This is a genomic window from Ensifer adhaerens, assembly GCF_028993555.1.
Classification (GTDB): domain Bacteria; phylum Pseudomonadota; class Alphaproteobacteria; order Rhizobiales; family Rhizobiaceae; genus Ensifer; species Ensifer adhaerens_I.
Map to the genome: position 1 here is coordinate 2737956 of NZ_CP118610.1, position 19726 is coordinate 2757681.

The following is a 19726-nucleotide window of genomic DNA, read 5'->3' on the forward strand; positions in this document are numbered from 1 at the left end:
TCTCATGGATTTTGCGCCTTCTACCCGATTTTGCGGCGCTTGTAAGGGGGCTGGCGTTATTTAGCCCATCACCACCGGCGCAACGCCGATCAACCACTCGTGAAGCTTCCAGACGAAGAGTACGTAGGCGACGAGACCGATGACGATGGCGAGCACATCGTTCGTCGATGACTTGAACACCGGCAGCACGCGCTCGCCTGCCCGCTCGCGGCGTTTCAGCGAGATGCGCAGGATCACCGCCCAGGCGAGAAACGAGCCGAACAGCAGGACGGAGGACGTCTCGCCATTCGCCAGCAGATGCGCCAGCGCCCAGATCTTGATCGACAGGACCTGCGGATGCTTGACCGCCACCGCAATTCGGCCCGCCGGCAGGAAGCCGGCTGCAAGAAAGACGAAGGCGAAGAGCATCAGGAGAAGCGCGATGTGGCGCAGGAACACCGGCGGATTGTAGAGCATGCCCGTTTCGCCGCGCGCCTGGCCAAAGCCATAGATGATCAGACAGAGGCCGATGAGGCTGAGGATTGCATAGATCCCCATCCAGGTGCCCTTGCCGCGACTCTCGATGATTCCGGCGCGAAAGCCGGGCGCGACCACGCGGATGAGATGCATGCCGAGAAAGATGATGATGCCGAGAACGAGTATCGCCATGGGGCCACCGCTTTGTTCGTGATACCGGACCGAGACAGCGCCGCGTGCCGGATCTGGCGCGCTTGAGTCGCTGTAGCTCTTTGATTTTCTATGTCATTCGCCCTTTGACCGATTCCGGTCCAGGTTGCTATGGAGTAGCCTTGATGGCGTCTTTTTTCCAGCCCGATCAAAGGATTGCCGCAATTTCGAACCATCTGCGACAAAAATTCATCGCTGCAGTTGATCATGATCCGTACATCCATCGCCCTTTCCCTTGCCCTGGTTCCTGCACTTTCGCGGGCAGAACCGGCGACGCCGGCCACCGTCCCCGCCGCTGACCAGCAACTCGTCATCGTTTCCTTCGATGGCGCGCACGACAACGCGCTTTGGGAAAAGAGCCTGGCGATGGCCAAGCGCACCGGCGCGCATTTCACTTATTTCCTTTCCTGCACCTTCCTGATGACGAGGACCGACGGCAAGGAGATCTACAGGCCGCCGGGCCAGAAGCCCGGCCGGTCGAATGTCGGCTTTGCCCAGAGCCGCGAGGAGATCGCAGCGCGTGCCGGCCATATCTGGCAGGCCCATCTTGATGGCCACGACATCGCCAGCCACGCCTGCGGCCATTTCGACGGCAAGGGCTGGAGCAAGGCGGACTGGCAAAGCGAGTTTTCGACCTTCGACACGGCGCTCGCTGATGCCTGGAAGAAGGCGGGCAAGCCAGAGGCCGAGCCCGCGGGCTGGGCAAAATTCGCCCGGACCGGCATCAAGGGCTTCCGTGCCCCCTACCTGTCCCTGAGCGATGGCCTGCTGCCGGCGCTGAAGGCGGCAAACTTCACCTATGACGCTAGCCTGGTGACCAAGGGACCGGGCTGGCCGACGAGCAAGGACGGGTTGCCGCGCTTTGGCCTGCCACTGATCCCCGAGGGACCGACGCAACGCCCGGTCATCGGCATGGACTACAATCTCTTTGTCCGCCACTCGATGGGTGTCGAGAACAAGAAGGACAGCGCCCGCTTCGAGGAGCGCACCTACGAGGCCTATCGCAAAGCCTTCGACCGCGAATATGGCGGCGACCGCATTCCCTTGCAGCTCGGCTTTCACTTCGTCGAGATGAACGGCGGCGCCTACTGGCGCGCCCTCGATCGCCTGCTCTCGGAAGTCTGCGGCAAGCCCGACGTTGCCTGTGTCAGCTATGCCCAGGCGCTGCCCGTCATCGAGCAGGCAAAAAAGAAGGCGGGTCGCTCCGCCTTCTGATTGCTACCTGTTTGGAATGGCTCAGGCCAGTTCCTCTTCACCACCAACCTCGATGAACTTCTTATCGATTTCGGGAAGTGGCTCATCATCGATCGTTGCTTCGAATGCGCGCAGACGTTTGTAGATCGACAGGAGCTCGACGATCGTCGGCCAGGACGAAACCAGATATTGGAACGACGAGGTGACCTGGCCGAAAGCGCCAGAGATCTGGTTCAACGCGCCGAGCGTGATCTTGCCGGCAATAATCGACGGCGCCAGGATCAGCAGCGAGAAGATATTGTTGATCTGCAAGTAAAAGATGCGCGCGATGTTAAAATAGAGATAGTGGAAGTAGAGCCGGAAATAGTTGCGGCGAACGTTTTCAAAGAGTTCGGCAACCGTCGGCGGCTGTGCACGGTCGGAATGATCTTCGCCGTAGACCAGTTCTTTGCGGTAGGCCGCCTCGACGCGCTGGTTGCGAAACTCCAGTCCGGGCAGTTTGATACCGACGACGGCGAGAAACACGGTACCGAACAGCGACCAGAGCACCGCAGCGGTAACTAGCGGATACGGAATGGCCCCGACGATCGGCAGCTCGGTGACGTTGGCGGATAGCCGGATCAGCACCGGCGTGAAGGCGATCAGCGTCATGACGCTATCGATCAGGCTGACGCCTAGACCTTCCACGGTCGTGGAAAAGCGCATGGTGTCTTCCTGCACACGCTGCGAGGCACCTTCGATGTGACGCAGTTTGCCCCAGTGGACCATGTAATACTCGTTCATCGCCGTGCGCCAACGGAAGATATAGTGGCTGACGAAGAAGCGGGTCATGACGGCGACGGCAACGGCAACGAGCGCGATCGCGAGGAAGACCGCGATTTCACCGTAGAACTCGTCCGCAGTAACGACCTTCGACTTGGAAACCGCGGCCTGGATCAGGTCCCAGAACGGGCCGTACCAGTTGTTGATGGCGACACTCACCTGCACCTGAAAATAAGTCACGAAGAGGATGAGAGCAGATCCGAGGATCGACCAATTCTGCCAGCGATGCGGTGAATAGACGTACCAGAAGGCCGCAAACAACCCGGTGACCAGCGCGAAGTAGATATAGAACCAGATGAAGGCCGGAGACCAGAAGGCAGAGATGCCGACTATCGGCGGCGCGTCCGATGGCAGGGGCGGCATGCCGAAGACGGCGCCCAGTTGCTCGCCTTCGCCATACCAGAAGGCGATGGCAATCAGCGACCAGACGACGAAGGAAATGAAGAAGAGCTTCGGCTTCGGGAAGAAGGATAGGAACAAGTGCGGCACTCTCGTTTCGGAGGAGGAGAACAACTCGCCTCCCGAAGCGCCGAAACTAGGGCAAAGCGCCGTCATCAACAATCGGGTAATGTAAACGTTACTGTTATTTCATCCGGGAGAGCCGTGGCGAACGGGGCCATTTTCGGCGCCACCAAGAGCAACCGTCAGCCCCTTAGCGCCGCGGAAATCCGCTTCAGTTCGGCAAGGATAACGCCGCCGCAAAGGAAGAGAACGACCGCGGCAATCAGGGTCGGTGCAGAGAAGCTGCCGGTCCGTTCCGCCAACCAACCGGCGACCAGCGGACCGATGATCTGGCCGATACCGAAGGCGGCCGTCATCAGCGCCAGTGCCTTGCGCGGGCTTTCCGGTGCGAGCTGCCGGCCGATCTGCAGGCCGTAGGCGGTGATCATCATGAATGTCGCACCGAGCATCAGGCCGCCGGCAAGCGGAGCGTACGGCAAGGGCAGGCCGACCGTCAGCACCAGGCCCACCGCCTCGACCAAAAGGCCGATCGCATAGACGCCGGCAAGGCCGAAACGCGGGACGGCAAAGCGCCAGAGATAGACGGACAACGCGGCGGCAAGGCCCGTCAGCAGCCAGGCGAGAAACTCGATGCTGTGACCGCCGCTCGGGTCGCGCGCCATGGCCACGAGGAAGGTGGCGGTGATCACGTAACCGAAGCCGAAGAGCGCGTAGGTGAACGTCACCACCGTCAGCGGCCGCGTCCAGCGAAGCGGCTTTTCCCGCACCGGGCCGGTGCCGGTGGAAGGAACGCCCGGCAGAATTGCGGCGACGACTATGGTTCCGATCAATCCAACCAGTGCCCCGGTGAACCAGTCGCCCATGGAGGTCGTCAAGCCGCCATGGCCGGCAAGCGGATTTGCCCAGACGCAGAGCGACGAAAATGCAATGCCGAGGCCGACCCCGCCAAAATGGACGGCAGGCACATGCTCCGATCGTGCAAGCAAGCCATGGCCAAGCACGATGCCGGAGACGAAGATCATCGCAAAGGCGCTGGCAAGCCCGGCAAGGAACCGGATAAGTGCCAGCACAAAGACGGAAGACGAAAGTCCCATCGCCGCCAAAAGCACCGTCGTGGCAACGAGTGCCGCAAGGCCGATCCGGCGTTCATGCCCATGAGCCCAGCCGTAGGCGGCAAGGATCGCACCGGCGAGATAGCCGACGAAGTTGGCCGAAGCGATGAGGCCGGCGTCACCGGGAGAAAGGCCGAGATCGCTCATCATCGCCGGCAGAATGGGCGTGTACGAGAAACGGCCAAAGCCCATGGCGACGGCCATGGCAATGGCGCCGGCGGTTGCCGTGGCGGAGATACTGGTTTGAAGCGGTCTGTCGAGCGTGGTCATGCCATTTTATTGCGCCGCAACACGAGAGATCACAAACGACAATAATTGAAGGACCTATTGAGAAAATCGAACGATGGCCGGAATTCCAATAAGCTCCAATAGGATGCACGCCTGAATCGTTTGACGCCATTGACCGGTACCAGACGAAGAACCGCCTCGCACCTTTTCCCGGGATTGATTTTCCCCCTCGCAATCCCCAACGGAAAACCGCTTCGCACTTTTCCTGGGATTGCTTTGAGACCCGCAATCCCGGACGGAAAACCGCTTCGCACTTTTCCTGGGATTGCTTTAGCCTGGCAGCGTCACCACCAGCGGCCCGCCGCGCGTGACGACGACGGTGTGCTCGTATTGCACCGTCGGCGCGCGCGGATCGCTGTAGAGCGTCCAGTCGTCGTTGCCGCCTTCGGCCCATTGCGCGCCCATGGACAGGAAAGGTTCGACGGTGAAGACCATGCCGTCGGTCATCCGGCGACGTTCGCGCGGATCCGGCCAGGTGGCGATCTCGGTCGGCTCTTCATGCAGCGAACGGCCGATGCCGTGACTGGCGAGATTAGTGACGAGCGAATAGCGGTTCTTGCGAGCGAAGTCGCCGATGGCGTTGCCGATCGCAGCCAGCGGCTGATCGGGGCGAACCTGCTTCAATCCCACCCACATCGCCCGCTTGCCGTCGCGGCAGAGCCGGTCGATCGCGGCGGTGACCGGCGGCACTGGGAACGACGCGCCGGTGTCGGCGAAGATGCCGTCCTTCTCGGCCGACACGTCGATGTTGACGAGATCACCCGCCTGGATCACCCGGCTGCCGGGAATGCCATGGGCGATTTCCTCGTTGACGCTGATGCAGGTGGCGCCGGGAAAATTGTAGCAGAGCTCGGGCGCGGAGCGCGCGCCGGCCTCTTCCAGCACCTTGCGGCCGATCGCATCCAGTTCCGCCGTGGTGATGCCGGGCTCCAGCGCCTCGCCCATCGCCTGCAGCGCATTGGCGCAGATGCGGCCGATTTCCTTCAGCCGTAGCAGATCTTCTTCGTTGTTGAGGGTCATGCGTGTCTCGCTTTCGCGCTCACATGTAGCGTGTCATTGCACGTTATGCCAGCACCGAGCGGAAGGCCGGGAGCAAGCCGCGCGCCCCGGCCTTCGAATGATCAGACGGCGACCGGTGCCGCGGTCTGCTCTTCTGCCACGGCCTTGCGCACCAAGGGTGCGACTTTGGTGCCGTAGAGCTCGATGCCACGCATGATCTGGTCGTGCGGCATCGGCCCGATCGCCATCTGCAGCAGGAAGCGATCGTTGCGGAAGAGCTTCCAGTTCTCGACGATCTTTTCCGCCACCGTTTCCGGGTCGCCGAGGAAGAGATTGCCATTCGGCCCGCGCGCCTGGTCGAAATGCGCCCGGTTCGTCGGTCCCCAGCCGCGCTCGCGGCCGATGCGGTTCATCACTTCCGCCTGCGGCCCGTAGAACTGGTCTGCGGCTAGGTCTGACGTGTCGGCAATGAAGCCATGCACGTTGATGCTGGTCTTCAGCCTCGTCGGATCCTGACCGGCCCGGCGCGCGGCTTCACGATAGAGATCGAACAGCGGCGCAAACCGCCGCGGCTCGCCGCCGATGATGGCAAGCGCCACCGGCAGGCCGAGCGCACCGGCACGCGCCACCGATTGCGGCGTGCCGCCAACGGCGATCCAGAGCGGCAGCACCTCCTGCAGCGGCCGCGGATAGACGCCGCGATCGTGGATCGCCGGCCGCATCTCGCCCGCCCATGAGACTTTCTCGCTCTCACGCACCGCCATCAGCAGATCGAGCTTCTCGGCAAAGAGCTGGTCGTAGTCGTCGAGCGACTGGCCGAACAACGGGAAGGATTCGATGAAGGACCCGCGGCCCGCCATGATCTCGGCCCGGCCGTTGGAGATCAGGTCCAGCGTCGAAAATTGCTGGAAGACGCGCACCGGATCGTCGGAGCTCAACACCGTCACGGCGCTGGTCAGCCGTATGTTCTTCGTCTTGGCGGCAGCAGCGGCCAGAATGACCGCCGGCGCGGAGGCCGCATAATCCGGACGGTGATGTTCGCCGAGCCCGAAAACGTCGAGGCCGACCTGATCGGCAAGCTCGATTTCTTCGATGAGGTTCTTGAGGCGGCGTTGCCCTTCCCTGCCCTTGTCCTGCGCATTCGGATCGACATCCGCGAATGTGTAAAGCCCGAGTTCCATGATGCCCGTCCTGTTTCTGTTTGCACAACAGATAGTTGGCGCGCGCGGGAGCAGCAAATGCTCATCCGGGAAACGCTGTGTTTCCCGGATGAGCATGAATGGAGCCTGTGTCGGATGATTGGCGGGAAACGGGCGATGGGGCGAAATCCGCCCTCCGTCTCAGCCCTTAGCTCAGGGTGCGTTTGACGGCATTGCGCCATCCCCTGAGTTTGGTCTTGCGTGTCTTCTCGTCCATGGCCGGTTCGAAGCGATAGTCCCGCGCCCAGGACTTGGCAAACTCTTCCTGCTTCGGCCAGACGCCAGCGCGGCTGCCGGCAAGCCAGGCGACGCCGAGCGCGGTCGTCTCCAGAATGACGGGCCTGTCGACCGGCGCATCGAGCAGGTCGGAGAGCCGCTGCATCGTCCAGTCGGAGGCGACCATGCCGCCATCGACACGCAGCACCGTTTCCTTGCCGTTGTTGCGCCAGTCCTTGTGCATCGCTTCCAGCAGGTCACGCGTCTGGTAGCAGACGGCTTCAAGCGCGGCGCGGGCAAACTCCGCCGGACCGGTATTGCGGGTCATGCCGAAGATCGCGCCGCGCGCATCCGGGTCCCAGTGCGGCGCGCCAAGCCCGGTAAAGGCTGGCACCAGATAGACTTCCTGCGTCGGATCGGCGCTTTCGGCCAGTGTTCCGGTGTCGGGAGCCGCCTTGATCACCTTCAGCCCATCGCGCAGCCACTGCACGGCGGCACCGGCAACGAAGATCGAGCCTTCGAGCGCATAGGTGGTTTCGCCGTCCAGCCGGTAGGCAATGGTGGTGAGCAGCCGGTTCTTGGAGCGCACCATGTCCTTGCCGGTGTTGAGCAGCGCGAAGCAGCCGGTGCCATAGGTGGATTTCAGCATGCCCGGCTTGAAGCAGGCCTGGCCGATCGTCGCCGCCTGCTGGTCGCCGGCAACGCCGAGGATCGGGATCGCCGCGCCGAAGATCGCCGGATCGGTGACGCCGAAATCGGCGGCGCAATCCTTGACCTCGGGCAGCATGGCGCGCGGAACCTTGAGGATCTTCAGCAGCTCGTCGTCCCAGGCATTCTCGGCAATGTTGTAAAGCAGCGTGCGCGAGGCGTTGGTCGCGTCGGTGACGAAAGACTGGCCGCCGGTCAGCCGCCAGATGAGGAAGGTGTCGATCGTGCCGAAGCAGAGTTCACCTTTGGATGCGCGGGCCTGTGCCCTGTCCACATTGGTCAAGAGCCAGTTGAGCTTGGTGCCGGAGAAATAGGGATCGAGCAGCAGGCCGGTCTTCCGGGTGAAGGTCTTTTCCAGCCCCTGCTTCTTCAGCCTGTCACAATAGGACGCGGTGCGGCGGTCCTGCCAGACGATCGCGTTGTGGATCGGATTGCCTGTCTCGCGATCCCAGACGACGACGGTCTCGCGCTGGTTGGTGATGCCGATGGCTGAAAGGTCGCCGGCGGTGATGCCTGCCTTGGCGATCGCCTCCTCGACGGTCGAAAGGACGGTCTGCCAGATTTCCTCGGGATCGTGCTCGACCCAGCCGGATTTCGGGAAATGCTGTTTGAATTCCTTCTGGCCGGCACCGGCGATCTGCTGCTTGCCGTCGAAGATGATCGCCCGGCTTGAGGTCGTACCCTGATCGATCGCGAGAATGTATCCGCTCATATGCCCCTCCCCGGCCACGCGCATATTTGTTCACCCGTCCTCGAGGGCGGGATCTCTCATTTCGAAAACTTCAATACGATGGCAAAACGAATGTCAAACGAAAACAAAACGCAACAAAGCGCTGCGTCACTCCCCGGCACGAACTCTGCGTCCGCAAGGTGAAAAACACAATTGTCAGCGCCGTCGTTTTACGCGTAGGCTGGCGCTGTTGCGCCGCAGCAAAGGCAGTCCGCGGCGCCGCAAAGGGAGAGAGAAGCAATGACGAAAACAGCGGTCATCACCGGTTCGACGAGCGGCATCGGGCTTGCGATCGCCAAGGCCTTCGCCAAGGGCGGCGCCAATATCGTGCTGAACGGCTTCGGCAGCCCGGACGAAATCAAAAAGGCAACGGACGAGGTCAGCGCGCTGACGAGCGGGACGGTCGCGTATCACGGTGCCGACATGACGAAGCCCGCCGAGATCGCCGACCTGATCACGACTGCGACTGAGCGCTTCGGCAGCGTCGATATCCTCGTCAACAATGCCGGCATCCAGTATGTCGAAAAGGTCGAAGATTTCCCGATCGAGCAATGGGATCGCATCATCGCGATCAACCTCTCCTCCTCGTTCCACACCATTCGCGCCGCCATTCCCGGCATGAAGGCGAAGGGCTGGGGCCGCATCATCAACATCGCCTCGGCTCACGGTCTCGTCGCCTCGCCCTTCAAGGCGGCTTACGTCGCCGCCAAGCACGGCGTTCTCGGCCTGACCAAGACCGTCGCTCTCGAGGTTGCCGAAAGCGGCATCACCGCCAATTCGATCTGCCCCGGCTACGTGCTGACGCCGCTTGTCGAAAAACAGATCCCGGACCAGGCGCGCACCCGCGGCATCACCGAGCAGCAGGTGATCAACGACGTGATGCTGAAGGGCCAGCCGACGAAGAAGTTCATCACCGTCGAACAGGTCGCAGCGCTTGCCGTCTATCTCGCCGGCGAGGACGCCGCACAGATCACCGGCACCCATGTGTCCATGGACGGCGGCTGGACGGCGCAATAGCGGACAGCATCGGGCACGATGGTAGCGCGCGCTTGCTGGCGCGCGCGCCGGCAGCATGGCGTGCAAAAGTCTGTTCGGCCCTTTGCTTTTCTGCATAACCACCTAAGATCAAAGTGATTTCAGGTAATGCAGCAGCCGTAGGGAATGAATGGCATGCCCCAGCCGAACGGAAGCATCAGCTTCATCCTCAACGACCGCGAGGTCGCGCTTTCCGATATCGCGCCGACCGCGACGCTGCTCGACTATCTGCGGCTCGATCGCCGGCTGACCGGCACCAAGGAAGGCTGCGCGGAAGGTGACTGCGGCGCCTGCACCGTGCTCGTCGGCCGGATCGCCGGCGACCGTCTCGTCTATGAAGGCGTCAATGCCTGCATCCGCTTCTTGGGCTCGCTGCAGGCAACCCATGTCGTCACCGTCGAGCATCTCGCCGGCCCGGACGGCACATTGCATCCGGTGCAGCAGGCGATGGTCGATTTCCACGGCTCGCAATGCGGTTTCTGCACGCCGGGTTTCGTTATGTCGCTTTTTGGCCTTTGGCTTGGCAACGACAACCCCAGCCGGGCCGACATCGAAAAAGCGCTGCAGGGCAATCTCTGTCGTTGCACCGGCTACGAGCCGATCGTGCGCGCGGCGGAAGCGGCAGCCAAGGCGCGGCCTTCCGAGCTCTTCGACCCGATCACCCGCGAACGTGAGACGATCACCGCCCGGCTGAGGGCTCTGGCACCGACAGAAACCATCACCGTTCACCAGGGCGAGCACTGTCTCATCGTGCCGGCCGACGGCGATGGCCTGGCGAAGGCCCTTGCCGACAATCCGGGTGCGACAGTCGTTGCCGGTTCCACCGATGTCGGCCTCTGGGTGACCAAGCAGATGCGGCCGATCAATCCGGCGATCTTCATCAACGGCATCGCCGAATTGCAGGGCATCGAAGAGACCGAGGCGGGCCTGACCATCGGCGCCGGTGTCAGCTACACCATGGCCTTTGCCGCCCTGAGTCGGACATTCCCCGGCCTTGGCCCGCTGATCAACCGCATCGGCGGCGAGCAGGTCCGCAACATGGGCACGATCGGCGGCAACATCGCCAACGGCTCGCCGATCGGCGACAGCCCGCCGCCCCTGATGGTGCTTGGCGCCACCGTGACCCTGCGCTCGACCAAGGGTCGCCGGACGCTGCTACTCGAAGACTTCTTCATCGCCTATGGCAAGCAAGACCGGCAGCCCGGAGAATTCGTCGAAAGCATCTTCGTGCCTCGCCTGCCGACCGAAGACCTTTTTGCCGCCTACAAGATCTCCAAACGCCGTGACGAGGACATCTCCGCTTTGCTCGGCGCCTTCCGTCTGTCGGTTGATGGTGGCGTGGTCCAGGCCGCTCGCATTGCCTTTGGCGGTATGGCCGCTACACCGAAACGCGCCACAAGCGTCGAGGCGGCGCTGATCGGCAAACCCTGGAACGAGGAGACCGTTCGTGCAGCGCAGGCTGCCTTCGAGACCGACTACCAGCCGCTTACCGACTGGCGCGCGACCAGCGATTATCGCATGCTGGCAGCGAAAAACCTCTTGATGCGTTTCTTCCTGGAAAGCGGCGGAGAGCCCGCACAGTTGGTGCGCTACGCCGCGGGAGAAAGATAGCCATGGACAAATCCACTTTCGAGGAACGCAAGGCGATCCGCGGCGAGATGCATGTCTCGCAGCGCCATGACAGCGCCCACAAACATGTCTCCGGCACCGCCGACTATATCGACGACATTCCCGAACCCACGGGTACCCTGCACGGCGCGCTCGGCATGACCGATCGGGCGCACGCGGAGATCACTGCGATGGATCTGTCGGCCGTCGCCGCCGTGCCCGGCGTCGTCTGCGTGCTGACAGCCAAGGACATGCCGCATTCCAACGACATCAGCCCCAGCCATCTGCACGACGAACCGGTGCTTGCCGATGGTCTCGTCCAGTTCCATGGCCAGCCGGCCTTCGCCGTAATCGCTGAAACCCGCGATATTGCCCGCCGGGCGGCAAGGCTCGCAAAGATCACGTATCGCGACCTGCCGCATTTCACCGACATTCTCGATACCGTTGCCCATGGCGGTGAACTCGTCACCCAGCCGCTGACCCTGCAGCGTGGCGATGCCGAAGCAGAACTGGAGAAGGCGCCACGGCGCTTGAAGGGCAGCATGCGCATCGGCGGCCAGGAGCATTTCTACCTCGAAGGCCATATCGCCCTTGCCATCCCTGGCGAGGACGACGAGGTCACCGTCTGGTCCTCTACCCAGCATCCGAGCGAGATCCAGCACATGGTCTCGCATGTGCTCGGCGTGCCCTCCAATGCAGTGACGGTAAACGTACGCCGCATGGGCGGCGGCTTTGGCGGCAAGGAGACGCAAGGCAACCAGTTTGCGGCACTCGCCGCTGTCGCGGCAAAGAAGCTCAATCGCGCCGTCAAGTTCCGACCGGACCGCGACGAGGACATGACCGCAACCGGCAAGCGTCATGATTTTCTCGTAGATTACGACGTCGGCTACGATGACGACGGCCGCATCCACGCGGTTCACGCCAACTATGCGGCCCGCTGTGGCTATTCGTCGGATCTGTCCGGTCCGGTCACCGACCGCGCGCTGTTCCATGCCGACAGCTCCTATTTCTATCCGCATGTGAAGCTCACGTCGCAGCCGCTGAAGACCAACACGGTGTCCAACACCGCCTATCGCGGTTTCGGCGGGCCACAGGGCATGGTCGGCGGCGAGCGTATCATCGAGGAGATCGCCTATCAGCTTAGCAAGGACCCGCTCGAGATCCGCAAGCTGAATTTCTATGGCGAGAAGGGTTCCGGTCGCGACATCACACCCTATCACCAGCAGGTGGAAGACAACATCATCGCTGAGATCGTCGCCGAACTTGAAGAGAGCGCCGACTATCAGGCGCGCCGGCAGGCGATCCTCGACTTCAACAGGACAAGCCGCGTCATCCGCAAGGGCATCGCCCTGACGCCGGTCAAGTTCGGAATCTCCTTCACGCTGACCGCCTTCAACCAGGCCGGCGCACTGGTGCATATCTACCAGGACGGCTCGATCCACCTGAACCATGGCGGCACCGAGATGGGCCAGGGCCTCTACATCAAGGTGGCCCAGGTGATCGCCGACAGTTTCCAGGTCGATCTCGACCGGGTGCGCATCACCGCGACGACCACGGGCAAGGTGCCGAACACTTCTGCGACGGCTGCCTCCTCAGGCTCGGACCTGAACGGCATGGCCGCTCATGATGCAGCGCGACAGATCAAGGAACGGCTGGTCGCCTTTGCCTGCGAGCGCTGGCAGACGACGCCTGAGAACGTCAGCTTCGTGCCAAACCACGTGAAGATCGGCGAAGAGCTCATCCCCTTCCCCGAATTCATCAAGCAGGCCTATGTGGGCCGCATCCAGCTTTCGGCCGCCGGCTACTACAAGACACCGAAGATCCACTGGGATCGTGCCAGCGGCCGCGGCACGCCCTTCTATTACTATGCCTATGGCGCGTCCGTTTCGGAGGTCTCGATCGACACGCTGACAGGCGAGTACATGGTTGACCGCGTCGACGTGCTGCACGATGTTGGCCGCTCGCTCAATCCGGCGATCGATATCGGCCAGATCGAGGGCGGCTTCGTGCAAGGCATGGGCTGGCTGACGACGGAAGAGCTCTGGTGGGACGACAAGGGCCGGCTTCGCACCCACGCCCCCTCCACCTACAAGATCCCGCTCGCCTCCGACCGGCCAAAGATCTTCAACGTCAAGCTTGCCGAATGGTCGAGCAACGTCGAGAAGACCATCGGCCGCTCCAAGGCGGTGGGAGAGCCGCCCTTCATGCTGCCGATCTCGGTTCTGGAAGCCTTGTCGATGGCGGTGGCGAGTGTCGCGGATTACCGCGAGTGCCCGCGCCTCGATGCCCCGGCAACGCCGGAGCGTGTGCTGATGGCCGTCGAGCGTCTGCGAAATCGCTGACGGCCATCAATCCCGCGTCTAGATCCGCGGCAGTTCATTGATGCTGAACAGACGGCGAGCATTGGCCATGGCCTCCTCGTCGTCGCGGTGCGGGTTATGAACATCCATGAAACCCATGTCTCTCTTGATATGATCGGAGAGAGCGTTGACATCGAGCATCGGCTTGGGGGCAACGAGGCCGCCGAACAGGGCGGCCATGAGCCGCGAAACCGGCTCAAATGAAAGAAGTGGTTTTCTTTCAGTACGTTCGAAAGTGTCGCAAGTCATTTCAGCACCTGTTTCGTCTTGGGAAGTTGACTTGAAGGATGCCGTGGAGGAGGATCGAAATCCAATCGAACATCCGTCTGCATGCATCAAGAGAACTTATCCATGAAGATGTCGAAGCAGTTTCCGCTGAATGCGCTGCGGGTCTTCGAGGCGGTCGCAAGGCTGGGCAGCTTCACCAAGGCCGGTGAAGAGCTGGGCATGACCCAGACCGCCGTCAGCTACCAGGTCAAGTTGATCGAGGAGAATGTCGGCGAGCCGTTGTTCCTGCGCCGCCCGCGACAGATTTCGCTGACCGACGTCGGCCAGCGCATGGCGCCGCGCGTGACCGAAGCCTTCGAAATGCTGCAGGAGGCCGTTTCCAATGCCCGCGGCGATATCGACAGTGCACTCCTGATCAGTTCGACGCCGACCTTCGCTTCGCAATGGCTCGCCCGCAACATCGGCAGCTTCCAACTGGCTCACCCAAAAATCGCCGTACGCCTGACGACGAGTGACTCGCTCACCGATTTTAGCCGCGAACCCGCCGATCTCGCGATCCGCTCCGGCGGCGGCGTCTGGCCCGGCCTCGACACCCATCCGCTGATGCGCGTCGAGTTTAGCCCGATGCTGAGCCCGGCGCTTGCCGCCACCATCGGCGGCGTGCACGAACCGCGCGACCTGCTGAAGCTTCGCATCATCGATGCCGGCGACCCTTGGTGGCCGATGTGGTTCAAGGCGGCCGGCGTCGACGATCCCGACCTCGAGGGGCGGCCGCACAGCCGGCTCGGCGCACAGACCTTCGAGGCGCGCGCGGCCGTCGCCGGCCAGGGCGTCGCCATCCTGACACCGGAATTCTATCCGGATGATGTGGCGCTCGGCCGCCTCTACCAGCCCTTTGATCTGCGCTGCAGTGACGGTTGCGACTACTGGCTCGCCTACCCGCATGCCCGCCGCAACACGCCGAAGATCCGGATTTTCCGCGACTGGATTCTCGGCGAACTCTGCCCGCCGCTGTTCCTGCAAGCAAATAGGGCTTGAGGAACTCAGAAGCCCCTTTTCCCTTCCGTCGTTTTTGCGCAAGGTGCAACGATTAAGACAAAGGGGATCTGAATGTACGAGTTCGCCATCGCCTGGGAATGGCTGGCCTTTGCCGTGCGCTGGCTGCACGTGATTACAGCCATCGCCTGGATCGGCTCATCCTTCTATTTCATCGCGCTCGACCTGGGTCTCGTGAAGCGCGACCACCTGCCCGTTGGCGCCTATGGCGAGGAATGGCAGGTGCATGGCGGCGGCTTTTATCACATCCAGAAGTACCTGGTGGCACCGGCCTCGATGCCCGAGCACCTCACCTGGTTCAAATGGGAATCCTACGTGACGTGGCTCTCGGGCTTCGCCATGCTCTGTATCGTCTACTACGGCGGCGCCGATCTCTTCCTGATCGATCGCCACGTGTTCGACATCTCCGCAACGACCGCGATCCTGATCTCGCTCGCTTCGCTCGGCATCGGCTGGCTGTTCTACGACCTCTTGTGCAAATCGCCGATCGGCAAGAACACCTGGGGGCTGATGGCGCTGCTCTATGTGGCGCTCGTCGTCATGGCCTGGGGCTATACCCAGGTCTTCACCGGCCGTGCCGCCTTCCTGCATCTCGGTGCGTTTACCGCAACGATCATGTCGGCAAACGTGTTTTTCATCATCATCCCGAACCAGAAGATCGTCGTTGCCGACCTGATCGCCGGCCGCACGCCGGATCCGAAGCTCGGCGCGCAGGCCAAGCAGCGCTCGCTGCACAACAACTATCTGACGCTGCCCGTCATCTTCTTCATGCTGTCGAACCACTATCCGCTGGCGTTTGCGACGGCGTTCAACTGGATCATCGCCGCCCTCGTCTTCCTGATGGGCGTCACCATCCGCCACTGGTTCAACACCACTCACGCCCGCAAGGGCAAGCCGACCTGGACCTGGCTGGTCACCGCCCTTCTCTTCATCCTGATCATGTGGCTTTCGACCGTGCCGAAGGTGCTGACCGGCGGCGAGAAGGCGGAAGTGGCCCCGGTCTTCAAGCGGTTCGCCGCCAATGCCCACTTCCCCGCCGTCAAGGACACGGTCTCCACCCGCTGTTCCATGTGCCATGCGGCGGAACCCGTCTATGAGGGCATCACCCAGGCGCCAAAGGGTGTCGTGCTCGAAAGCGACGCGGAGATTGCCGCCCATGCCCGTGAAATCTATATCCAGGCCGGGCGCAGCCATGCGATGCCGCCCGGAAACGTAACGGACATGACGACGGACGAGCGCCAGTTGCTGACAGCCTGGTTCGAAAGCGCCGTCGAGGAAGGCAAGACACGATGACCACCCTGATCCGCGGCCGACTCTTAAGCTTCCACCGCGCGCCGACGTCGATCGACGACAGCGCCGCCTACAGCTACGAGAGCGACGGCGCGCTTCTGGTCGAAGGTGGCCAGATTGTTGCCAGCGGCGCCTACGCCACCGTCAAGACCGGCGCACCCGAAGGTGTAGCGGAAATCGATCATCGCCCACACCTGATCGTGCCGGGCTTCATCGACACGCACCTGCATTTCCCGCAGATGCAGGTGATGGCCTCCTATGCCGCCAACCTCCTGGAATGGCTGAACACCTACACCTTCCCGGAAGAGTGCCGCTTCGTCGAGAGCGCCCACGCGGAGCGGATCGCCACCCGCTTCTTCGACGAGATGGTGCGTCATGGAACGACGACGGCGACCGCCTATTGCTCGGTGCACAAGGCGTCTGCCGATGCCTTCTTCGCCGAGGCGCTCCGTCGCGATATGCGCATGGTCGCCGGCAAGGTGATGATGGACCGCAACGCGCCGCAAGGGCTGCTCGACACACCGCAAATGGGCTATGACGAGACCCGCGCGGTCATCCGCGACTGGCACGGCAAGGGCCGCAATCATGTGGCGATCACCCCGCGCTTTGCCATCACCTCGACGCCCGAACAGATGGACGTCGCCAAATCGCTGGTGCGCGAATTCCCCGACCTGCACGTGCAGACCCATCTTTCGGAAAACCGCGACGAGATCACCTTCACCTGCGAACTCTATCCGGACGCCATTGATTATACCGACGTCTACGCCCGCTACGGCCTGCTCGGACCCAAGAGCCTCTTCGGCCACTGCATCCATCTGTCCGAGCGCGAGGCGGATGTGATGAGCGAGACCGGCTCGGTCGCCGTCTTCTGCCCGACCTCCAATCTCTTCCTCGGTTCCGGCCTCTTCCCGCTGCGCGCGCTTAGCCGCCGCGACAAGCCGGTGCGCACGTCGGTCGCCTCCGACATCGGCGGCGGCACCAGCTATTCCATGCTGAAGACGCTCGACGAGGCCTACAAGATCCTGCAGTTGCAGGGCGAGCGGCTGAACCCGTTCGACAGCTTCTTCATGATGACCCGCGGCAATGCCGAGGCGCTGTCGCTGGTCGACAAGATCGGAACCTTGGAAGCCGGCACCGACGCCGATTTCATCGTGCTCGACATGGCGGCAACGCCGGCGATGGCGCTTCGGGCCGAAGTGGTCAACTCTCTGGCAGACGAACTCTTCCTGCTGCAGACCATGGGCGACGACCGCGCCATCGTCGAAACCTATGTCGCCGGCAAGCCGGCGAAATCGACGCTCGCCGTCGTTTGACACGCCCAAGGCAGAGAGGTCAATAAAATTGACCTCTCTGCCTTCTGGCTATTAACAAGCCTCCGGCAAACATGGTAATGGCTCGTTCAATCTCCGTTGGACGAAGGCCGTTTCCATGACGCAAATCCTCGAAATCAGCGACCTCAAGGCTCTCGCCAAGCGCCGCGTGCCGAAGCTCTTCTTCGACTATGCTGACAGCGGCGCCTGGACAGAAGGCACCTATCGCGCCAACGAGGAGGATTTCGCCAAGGTGAAGCTGCGGCAGCGGGTGCTGGTCGACATGACCGACCGTTCGCTGGAAACGACGATGATCGGCCAGAAGGTGTCAATGCCGGTGGCGCTGGCCCCGACCGGCCTCACCGGCATGCAGCATGCCGACGGCGAGATGCTGGCAGCCCAGGCCGCCGAAGCCTTCGGCGTACCCTTCACGCTCTCGACCATGAGCATCTGCTCGATCGAGGACGTTGCCTCGGTCACCACCAAACCCTTCTGGTTCCAGCTCTACGTCATGCGCGAGCGCGAATTCGTGCTGAACCTGATCGACCGCGCCAAGGCGGCGAAATGCTCGGCACTGGTGCTGACGCTCGACCTGCAGATCCTCGGCCAGCGCCACAAGGACCTGCGTAATGGCCTGTCGGCACCACCGAAGATGACGCCGAAGCATCTCTGGCAGATGGCGACACGACCCGGCTGGTGCATGAAGATGCTCGGCACCAAGCGCCGCACCTTCCGCAACATCGTCGGCCACGCAAAGAGCGTCACCGATCTGTCCTCGCTCGGCGCTTGGACGGCAGAACAGTTCGACCCGCAGCTTTCCTGGAAGGACGTTGCCTGGATCAAGGAGCGCTGGGGCGGGCCGCTGATCCTCAAGGGCATTCTCGACCCTGAGGACGCCAAGATGGCGGCTGCGACCGGCGCCGACGCGATCATCGTCTCCAACCATGGCGGCCGCCAGCTCGACGGCGCCCATTCCTCGATCAGCATGCTGCCGCGCATCGTCGATGCGGTCGGCCACCAGATCGAAGTGCATATCGACGGCGGCATCCGCTCCGGCCAGGACGTGCTGAAGGCCGTCGCCATGGGGGCCAAGGGCACCTATATCGGCCGCCCTTTCCTCTATGGCCTCGGCGCCATGGGCAAGGAGGGTGTCACCAAGGCGCTCGAAATCATCCGCAAGGAGATGGACATCACCATGGCGCTCTGCGGCAAACGCAACATCAACGACGTCGACCGCAGCATCCTGGCGGAGTGAGAATCGGTAGGCTTCGCTTCAGGACACAACCGACAAGGCAGCTTGCGACCTGCCGCTCTGAGCAACCCTGTTTGATTAAAGCTCCACTCTCTCCGTGATGCCCGGGCTTGACCCGAGCATCACGCGTCGCGCCCCCGGCGCGGGGGATCCTCGGGTCAAGCCCGAGGATGGCTGGCGGAGAGATGTCGAGCGCAAATCAGAACTGCTCCACTCTGCAGATCAAGCTGGGACTCGTTATCCATTCAAGCGGAAGGCTCCGCCTCAGCTGCCGCGATAGGTCGAATACCCATAGGGCGAAAGCAGGAGCGGCACGTGGTAGTGGCTCGCCGGATCGGCGATGCCGAAGCGCAAGGGGATGCGGTCGAGGAAGGCGGGTTCCGGCAGCGTTGCGCCTGACCGGCGCAGATAGTCGCCGGCATGGAAGACCAGTTCGTAATTTCCGGCCATGAAGCCGATGCCTTCGACCATCGGCCCGTCGACGCGGCCGTCGCTGTTGGTGTGGACGGTGCGGATCAGCTGTCGCTCTTCGCCTTCCAGCCAGTAGAGATCGATGCGCAGCCCCTCGGCCGGCTTGCCGAGGGCAGTATCGAGAACGTGGGTCGTCAGGCGGCCGGTGCTGCTCATCGCTTGTCTCTTCTCACATGTTGACGAGGGCACGTGGGCCAAGGCCCGCGCGTACTCGTTCTTCTAGCTCGCGCTCTCGATGACGAAGGGCTCGTCGTAGAAGAACTCTTCGAGATTGTTGCCCGGCCCTTCGCGGTCGACAATGAGGAAATCGCTGACGGCGCCGACCGACATTAGCGGATGATGCCAGACATTGCGGCCGTAGTTGACCCCCTGTCGGCCGCTCGCCTGAAACACCCGCGGTGTGCCCGGGCGGCCGCTCTGATCCTCGGCGACGACCACGAGCCAGGGGCGATCGTCGAGTGGCGAAAAGCTCTGGCTGCCGAGCGGATGGCGCTCCATCATCGTCACCGCATAGGGGAAAGCGCGCGGCTGGCCGCGAAAGATATTGATGATGACATTGGCGCCTTCACCTACGACATCGGCGCGCGCCAGCCCGTGGAAACGCTCCGTGTTGCCGCCGTTGATGTAGCGCATCGTCGCCGGATCCGTTTCGATCACGGTTCCGAAGGGGGCGAAGGCTTCGCGCGTCAGCGGTTCGATCTTGAGCAGGCGCGACATCAG

Annotated in this window: 17 protein-coding genes; 8 read left to right on the forward strand and 9 right to left on the reverse strand. The window is 62.5% G+C overall.

Features of this window, described 5'->3' with window-relative positions:
- Positions 1-60: 60 nt before the first annotated feature.
- The gene (locus tag PWG15_RS13415; RefSeq protein ID WP_275020521.1) at positions 61-648 is read right to left on the reverse strand and encodes an NnrU family protein; all 588 of its coding nucleotides are present in this window, start codon (positions 646-648) and stop codon (positions 61-63) included.
- 225 nt (positions 649-873) lie between these two features.
- Between PWG15_RS13415 and PWG15_RS13420 the strand changes: the two genes are divergently transcribed.
- Positions 874-1881 (forward strand): polysaccharide deacetylase family protein, encoded by a 1008-nt coding sequence (locus PWG15_RS13420; RefSeq protein ID WP_275020523.1) that lies wholly within the window; start codon positions 874-876, stop codon positions 1879-1881.
- 21 nt (positions 1882-1902) lie between these two features.
- Here the strand turns inward: PWG15_RS13420 and sbmA are convergent, their stop codons facing one another.
- From sbmA to glpK, 5 genes are all read right to left on the reverse strand, one after another.
- Positions 1903-3162 carry a peptide antibiotic transporter SbmA gene (gene sbmA, locus PWG15_RS13425; RefSeq protein WP_275020527.1) on the reverse strand — a complete coding sequence of 420 codons (1260 nt, stop codon included), beginning with the start codon at positions 3160-3162 and terminating at the stop codon, positions 1903-1905.
- Between the two features lie 164 nt (positions 3163-3326).
- Positions 3327-4526 (reverse strand): MFS transporter, encoded by a 1200-nt coding sequence (locus tag PWG15_RS13430; RefSeq protein ID WP_275020530.1) that lies wholly within the window; start codon positions 4524-4526, stop codon positions 3327-3329.
- Positions 4527-4814: 288 nt separating this feature from the next.
- The gene (gene map / locus PWG15_RS13435) at positions 4815-5564 is read right to left on the reverse strand and encodes a type I methionyl aminopeptidase (protein ID WP_275020532.1); all 750 of its coding nucleotides are present in this window, start codon (positions 5562-5564) and stop codon (positions 4815-4817) included.
- A 101-nt stretch (positions 5565-5665) separates the two neighbouring features.
- Positions 5666-6724, reverse strand: a complete 1059-nt coding sequence (locus tag PWG15_RS13440; RefSeq protein ID WP_275020534.1) for an LLM class flavin-dependent oxidoreductase — start codon at positions 6722-6724, stop codon at positions 5666-5668.
- 166 nt (positions 6725-6890) lie between these two features.
- Entirely contained in the window at positions 6891-8378 is a 1488-nt protein-coding gene (glpK, locus tag PWG15_RS13445) for a glycerol kinase GlpK (RefSeq protein WP_275020536.1), read from the reverse strand.
- Between the two features lie 258 nt (positions 8379-8636).
- Between glpK and PWG15_RS13450 the strand changes: the two genes are divergently transcribed.
- The 3 genes from PWG15_RS13450 to xdhB all read left to right on the forward strand — a co-directional run bounded on the left by PWG15_RS13450 (position 8637) and on the right by xdhB (position 13381).
- Positions 8637-9413: a 3-hydroxybutyrate dehydrogenase gene (locus PWG15_RS13450; protein WP_275020538.1), complete on the forward strand. Its 777-nt coding sequence runs from the start codon at positions 8637-8639 to the stop codon at positions 9411-9413.
- A 153-nt stretch (positions 9414-9566) separates the two neighbouring features.
- Positions 9567-11042 (forward strand): xanthine dehydrogenase small subunit, encoded by a 1476-nt coding sequence (gene xdhA / locus PWG15_RS13455; RefSeq protein ID WP_275020540.1) that lies wholly within the window; start codon positions 9567-9569, stop codon positions 11040-11042.
- A 2-nt stretch (positions 11043-11044) separates the two neighbouring features.
- Positions 11045-13381, forward strand: a complete 2337-nt coding sequence (gene xdhB / locus PWG15_RS13460; protein ID WP_275020542.1) for a xanthine dehydrogenase molybdopterin binding subunit — start codon at positions 11045-11047, stop codon at positions 13379-13381.
- A gap of 18 nt (positions 13382-13399) precedes the next feature.
- Here the strand turns inward: xdhB and PWG15_RS13465 are convergent, their stop codons facing one another.
- Positions 13400-13738 carry a hypothetical protein gene (locus PWG15_RS13465; RefSeq protein WP_275020544.1) on the reverse strand — a complete coding sequence of 113 codons (339 nt, stop codon included), beginning with the start codon at positions 13736-13738 and terminating at the stop codon, positions 13400-13402.
- A 12-nt stretch (positions 13739-13750) separates the two neighbouring features.
- Between PWG15_RS13465 and PWG15_RS13470 the strand changes: the two genes are divergently transcribed.
- From PWG15_RS13470 to PWG15_RS13485, 4 genes are all read left to right on the forward strand, one after another.
- Positions 13751-14665: a LysR substrate-binding domain-containing protein gene (locus PWG15_RS13470; protein WP_275020546.1), complete on the forward strand. Its 915-nt coding sequence runs from the start codon at positions 13751-13753 to the stop codon at positions 14663-14665.
- A 72-nt stretch (positions 14666-14737) separates the two neighbouring features.
- The gene (puuD, locus tag PWG15_RS13475) at positions 14738-15976 is read left to right on the forward strand and encodes a urate hydroxylase PuuD (protein ID WP_275020549.1); all 1239 of its coding nucleotides are present in this window, start codon (positions 14738-14740) and stop codon (positions 15974-15976) included.
- Positions 15973-17286, forward strand: coding sequence for a guanine deaminase (guaD, locus tag PWG15_RS13480; protein ID WP_275020551.1), 1314 nt, complete (start codon positions 15973-15975; stop codon positions 17284-17286). The genes puuD and guaD overlap by 4 nt, the downstream gene beginning before the upstream one ends.
- 115 nt (positions 17287-17401) lie before the next feature.
- Positions 17402-18538, forward strand: coding sequence for an alpha-hydroxy acid oxidase (locus tag PWG15_RS13485; RefSeq protein WP_113535677.1), 1137 nt, complete (start codon positions 17402-17404; stop codon positions 18536-18538).
- A gap of 261 nt (positions 18539-18799) precedes the next feature.
- On the opposite strand, the gene uraH is transcribed toward PWG15_RS13485, so the two are convergent.
- Positions 18800-19162 (reverse strand): hydroxyisourate hydrolase, encoded by a 363-nt coding sequence (gene uraH, locus PWG15_RS13490; RefSeq protein ID WP_275020554.1) that lies wholly within the window; start codon positions 19160-19162, stop codon positions 18800-18802.
- 63 nt (positions 19163-19225) lie between these two features.
- Positions 19226-19723: an ureidoglycolate lyase gene (locus tag PWG15_RS13495; protein ID WP_275020556.1), complete on the reverse strand. Its 498-nt coding sequence runs from the start codon at positions 19721-19723 to the stop codon at positions 19226-19228.
- Between the last annotated feature and the right edge of the window lie 3 nt (positions 19724-19726).